The organism is Caballeronia sp. (assembly GCF_049581465.1).
Classification (GTDB): domain Bacteria; phylum Pseudomonadota; class Gammaproteobacteria; order Burkholderiales; family Burkholderiaceae; genus Caballeronia.
This window is the reverse complement of the sequence record NZ_JBAUSA010000868.1, coordinates 1-4,131: the sequence shown is the minus strand read 5'-3', so window position 1 is coordinate 4,131 and position 4,131 is coordinate 1. Positions and strand designations below refer to the sequence as shown.

At 55.6% G+C, this 4,131-nt stretch carries 3 protein-coding genes and 1 pseudogene; 2 read left to right on the top strand and 2 right to left on the bottom strand.

Translation table 11 applies throughout. The features are described from left to right. Nucleotides 1-211 precede the first annotated feature (211 nt). Together WCA53_RS21275 and WCA53_RS21270 are read left to right on the top strand one after the other, a co-directional pair. Nucleotides 212-847 (top strand): 2OG-Fe(II) oxygenase, encoded by a 636-nt coding sequence (locus WCA53_RS21275; protein WP_423915290.1) that lies wholly within the window; start codon nt 212-214, stop codon nt 845-847. Continuing rightward, nucleotides 844-1,035 carry a hypothetical protein gene (locus WCA53_RS21270; RefSeq protein WP_423915288.1) on the top strand — a complete coding sequence of 64 codons (192 nt, stop codon included), beginning with the start codon at nt 844-846 and terminating at the stop codon, nt 1,033-1,035. The genes WCA53_RS21275 and WCA53_RS21270 overlap by 4 nt, the downstream gene beginning before the upstream one ends. A 358-nt stretch (nt 1,036-1,393) precedes the next feature. Here the strand turns inward: WCA53_RS21270 and WCA53_RS21265 are convergent, their stop codons facing one another. Next, nucleotides 1,394-2,176 carry a hypothetical protein gene (locus WCA53_RS21265; RefSeq protein ID WP_423915285.1) on the bottom strand — a complete coding sequence of 261 codons (783 nt, stop codon included), beginning with the start codon at nt 2,174-2,176 and terminating at the stop codon, nt 1,394-1,396. A 1,179-nt stretch (nt 2,177-3,355) separates the two neighbouring features. After that, nucleotides 3,356-4,131: pseudogene (locus tag WCA53_RS21260) on the bottom strand (hypothetical protein); the annotation flags it as partial.

The window sequence follows — 4,131 nt, the reverse complement described above, 5'->3', positions numbered from 1 at the left end:
CTTGAAAACCGAGCTTTATTAGAGCCTTCGCTGAGGCCGTCGCGCGGTCGACTGCCAGCGTCCCTTCGCCGGATCGATCCATAGCGGATGTTAATATCGCGCACGTATTGCAGCGCTCGATGCCGTTTTCAGCGGCTCTTCTGCCCCCAATCCCGCCTCGAACGTGCGTTCGGCATTCTACGCAGTACCCTCAATTCGAAGGAACATGGCATTGATCCGATCACACTCGCCGGCGCATTGCGATGCTGCCGGAGACGAACGGTATCGGCGAATCGTCGATACCCTGCACGAACATGGCTGGTCGGAGCAGGACAATTTTTTGCCACCCGATTTGACGCTTGCGCTGGCTCAGGAATGCACGGCGCTCGCTGCGGCCGGTTCACTCACGCTCGCGCAAGTTAGCCGGGGCGCGGCACGAGCGCTACAACCAAGCGTTCGCGGTGACCATATTTTGTGGCTGGAACCCGGCCAGTCCACCGCTTGCGACCGGTACCTCGCGATCATGGAAGCGTTGCGCGTGGTATTGAACCGCGAGCTTTACCTCGGACTCGATGAATACGAAAGCCACTTTGCGTTTTACCCGCCCGGTGCTTCGTACCAGCAACATCGCGATCGGTTTCGTGACGACGATAGCCGCGTCGTGTCCGTCGTGGTCTATTTGAATCACGATTGGCTACCCGAACAAGGCGGCGCCTTGCGGCTGCATCCGCAAGGCATGTGCACGCGGGATATTTATCCGGTCGGCGGCCGAATGGCGCTGTTTCTGTCGGCCGACATGCTGCACGAAGTACTACCCGCAATCCGCGACCGCTTGTCCCTTACAGGATGGTTCCGACGCCGTGCATGATCCATGCGATCCACGCGGCGTCGCTGCTTTATCGAATATTTCCGCCCTATCCCGACAGCGATATCGACGAGTCGGTGATGGTCGACCTGAACTGGGGCAATGTGGATCGCGGCATTTGCGCCCTGCCCTATACGCGTCTGCGCGATAGCGAGAAGACGTGGTTCCCGGTGAATCCGATGGGAAAATAACAGTGTGGGCAACGTGATTCGCCCCGCCTTGGTCCGCCTGAACGAACTCGACGACGAATGCCGCACGGTGCTCGACGACCTTTAGACCATGAACCTCGGCGACGAGCGGCCACTCTGGGAAATTCTCGGGCTGGCTGTGCCGGTCGGTAGCGCGTGGAAGGAGCTTCGTATCGACGCGATAAACGTCGCGTAAGGATAGCGCGATGAGCGGCGATTCTGCTCCTCGCATTCTCTGTTCGTTAGAACGCGGCTTGACCGTGCATAACGGGAGCGGCGCCTTTTTTTTGTGCGCAAATTGGCATCGCTTGAGCTGAAAGCTTTTGATTTTCTGCTTATCAGTCTTGGTCTTCAATTTTATTCAGCTTACCGAATCATCACCCAGTATGTCCCGTTCCCGTATCCATTGGGAAAACGCTTCATCTTCGAATCGATACTCGCCATGTGCAAGTTTCATCACGATGTTGTCAGCTTGTAAGCGGCGTAATGAATGGGCGGGCGTATTCATCGGCGGTGGTTTGGGAAGGCCCAGCAGCTTGCCGAGTTGTTCGCGTGCTGCCTGCCCATGGAAGTCAGTGACCATACCTTGCGCCATCATGCCGAGCAACGCTCGATCCGCGGGTAGCAGGCAAGTCCATTGGCGCTTGAACTGGTCGCTGTTGAAGACATGTTCTTTTGTGAACTGGAGTGCGCCGTCGGGTCCATCGAACGGATAGGTTAGATGGCGCTCAATGAAACGCCTAAAAAATTCAGGTGTACTGTTGAGTTGTTCAAACGCCTTGACGGCGTGCTTTACTGACAGTTGATGGGTCGCGATGTTATTTGCTTTTTCGACCATGAACTCAAGAAAATCGCGACCGAGTAACGGGAAGGGTTCGAGCGGTGCCCAGTTGAAAAACGGTTCGGACGAGCGCCCGAACATGGTCCGCAGCGTAGGCTCCGAACTGCCCGCAAAGATGACCTTTAGGCGGTCCTTTCGAACGTCAAGTCCAGCGCGCAGTGCGTGCGCAAAATTTGAATGAGTTGCGGCCGCGAGGACTTGCGCTTCGTCGATGATTAGCAGCATAGGTCTTGGCTGTGCATCGAAGGCTTTGAGCGCTTCTGACAGTAGCGTACCGACGAACTGTTTGTCTTCCGTCGACATTTCCGCTTCAACCGATGCTTCGCCGAACGCGGAGATTTTTCCCGTTGCCTTGATCCGCTTTAGTGGTCGTTTGGCGTGGCGTGCGAGTTTCGTCCACCAGTTTGGTTCGATCGCCGCGTAGAGCGCTCCGACCAGCGCGCCAGCGGGTTCGTCGTCGTCATCCCATAAGTTGACGTACGCCGAGAGGTACCCGGTCGTGCACGCGGCCGGCACGAGGTCCTTGAGGAGAAATTCTGTCTTCCCCATCCGCCGGCGCGCAAATAGCGTTCGAGCCGACGATAGCCCTAGTCCGAACAACTGTAGGTAGCCCGCGGCGAGTTTGGGGCGAGCGAAATGCCATTGATCGGTTTGCATGTTGCAAACTATATCATCGAGTTTTATATATATCAAAACAAGTGATATATGTTGAGATTTGGTTGCGCCGTCTGCTATTCGCGGCTTGGTTCGCCGAGCGTGTCGCTTACGGCCAATTGGCACCGACACGGTCGGTTTTCAGTGGGGGCGGCAATGATGGGGGCAGATCCGGAGTTGTAATCCAGGGGTGGAGGATCGGAAATCGGCATCGTCTGTTCACGACTTTAACCGGGCGCTTGCTAAAGAAGAAATTGGAAAATGGACCGACCTCCGGCTTCGCGATTGAGAACGACTTTGGCGGGACGAAGCAATCCGGCTAATGGGTTGGCCCCGGTGGGGCGGCTCCGACCTTGCGGCACAAGCTTCGCAGCGATATATCCAAGCGTAACGTGGACGGTGAGGAGATCGGATGTACCGTTCACGATCCTTCGCGGCCTGGAGTTCGGATGACGACGGATCCGTGAAATATCGGGCGCTACTTTGGGTGTCTTCGTGAGCGGTAAAGGGGGGTTGGTACTTTCAGGTCTTATAGGTGCTGACGAATAATGCACGTTCAGGGTTGGCGGTTAGTTGGAAAAATGCCTCGGGAGCGTGATCTCGAGGCAAATGGTTATTTTCCAGCGATGTCATGTGCGCAATAGTTGTCTCCGAATCCGCTGGTCTTGCGACTACTAAGCTGCGCCGCTGGTCCAGCGGTGCCTGTGCGCTACCAGCTATCGTCCCGTGCCCGGTCCATATTGCATTTACTTACTTCACTGGGTCCGTGTCGTTTAATCGGGGCATTCCTGCTGATTCGGCGTCGGCTTAGGCGGCTCTTTAGGCAGTTCAACGATGGATTTCGGTTTTTCCCATAGCGGTCACGGGGACGTTAGGTGAACGGGACAGATGGCCGGCTCCTACGGATCGTAGATCTGGATTGGACGCTGGAAGATTGGCGCATGCGCTTCTCAAGAGCTTTTTTATGTCGCTGAGACGCTGATGTATCTGGGACGTTCTTTCGCGGGCGTTAGAAGGTTGGACACTGCTGGGTTCGGTTACATCTGAGGAAGTTGACCGCTGGCCGCGCTTGGCCTTGAACGCGTTGGCACTTGCTTCAGTTATGAGGGAGATTTTGTGCGCTTTTACAGCGGCGACAAATTCTTCCTGCCATTTAGCGACGGCGATGCGCGGTGCCGATTCGGCGTAATGCTGCATGACGATGGATTCCGCTGAAGCTGAGACGGTGATCAAGCGGGTATTTGTGCTGTCGATAAATGTCTTGCCGGCGAACTCGGTAACGGTCGACGCGATTTGCTTCTCGTGTTCGACGGTCGCCTGTTGCTGTTCAGCTGCAGCGAACTTGGTACGTACTTGATGGCTGAAATCCACAGGCGTTCGCAGCAGGGCGCGAAGGTAGTTGATCGGATGCTTGGCGTTTCGCAGATGTTCCCAGGTTGCTTCGACAACGTCTGAAAGCAATTTGGCGTGCGCCTTGGCTTCGCGCATCAACTTAAAAATCAAAAATCGATGAAAACCCAATCCCAAAAGGCGTTCGAGATCACCGGGGACGCTGGCTGGTTGTCTCTTTTGATTCTTAGGGAATAGATCCTTATATATAGCAC

Coding starts and splice junctions, on each gene's coding strand:
- WCA53_RS21270 (WP_423915288.1), top strand. CDS start 844: ATGATCCATGCGATCCACGCGGCGTCGCTGCTTTATCGAATATTTCCG.
- WCA53_RS21265 (WP_423915285.1), bottom strand. CDS start 2,176: ATGTCGACGGAAGACAAACAGTTCGTCGGTACGCTACTGTCAGAAGCG.